An 819-nucleotide genomic window follows, 5' to 3' on the forward strand; every position below is an offset into this window, starting at 1 on the left:
GGTGATGTCACGGTAACGGCTTGTGAGGATCAGCTGCGATAGACGCAGGTGCATGAGCGCTTCGCCAGTCAGCTACAAGCGTCATCGCTTCCCACCCCAGATCATAGCCCGCGCGGTCTGGCTCTACTTTCGGTTTCCGCTGAGCCTGCGTCTTGTCGAGGAATTGCTGCTGGAACGCGGCATTGCTGTCTCCTATGAGACGATCCGCCGGTGGGAAAAGAAGTTCCGCCCGGCTTATGCGCGCCGCCTTCACCGCAAGAAGTCCAGCGGGAACGATGTGCGGCATCTGGACGAGGTCGTTATCATCATTGCCGGGACGAAACACTGGCTATGGCGGGCCGTCGATCAGGACGGGTATGTGCTTGACGAAATCGTCCAGAACCGCCGCAACACCAAGGCCGCCAAGCGATTGCTGACCCGTCTTCTGAAGAAGCAGAGTATTGCACCGAAGCGGATGATCACTGACAAGTTGCGCTCCTATGGAGCAGCCCGGCAACAGGTGATGCCGCACATCGAACACCGATCCTACAAAAGTCTGAACAACCGGGCTGGGAATTCTCATGTGCCGCTGCGAAAACGCGAGCGGATGATGCAAGGCTTCCGATCGCCGGGAGGCCTTCAACACTTCGTATCTGTCTTCTCCGCGGTCCGCAACCTCCTCGTCCCGCCCAGCTCACAACGCTCCGCATTCCAAAGCCGCGTTCACCGCATCCAGGCGATCGCACAGTGGAAGGCTGCGGCGGGAGCCGTGGCCTGAGATCAATCCTGAAGGCCGAACGTCAAACGTGCTTCCGAATTCAAGTTAAGGTGACATCGCCC

At 58.9% G+C, this 819-nt stretch carries 1 protein-coding gene; it reads left to right on the forward strand.

The window, feature by feature from the left end; all coding sequences use genetic code 11:
• Positions 1–52: 52 nt before the first annotated feature.
• On the forward strand, positions 53–757 hold the full coding sequence (locus tag HGP12_RS33765; protein WP_168844264.1) for an IS6 family transposase: 705 nt from the start codon (positions 53–55) through the stop codon (positions 755–757).
• Positions 758–819 lie beyond the last annotated feature (62 nt).

The sequence above is a fragment of the Rhizobium sp. P28RR-XV genome, from assembly GCF_012641385.1.
Lineage (GTDB): Bacteria > Pseudomonadota > Alphaproteobacteria > Rhizobiales > Rhizobiaceae > Rhizobium.

What these genes read in the sequence shown, in the direction of transcription:
- HGP12_RS33765 (WP_168844264.1), top strand. Translation starts at nt 53, where the DNA reads ATGAGCGCTTCGCCAGTCAGCTACAAGCGTCATCGCTTCCCACCCCAG.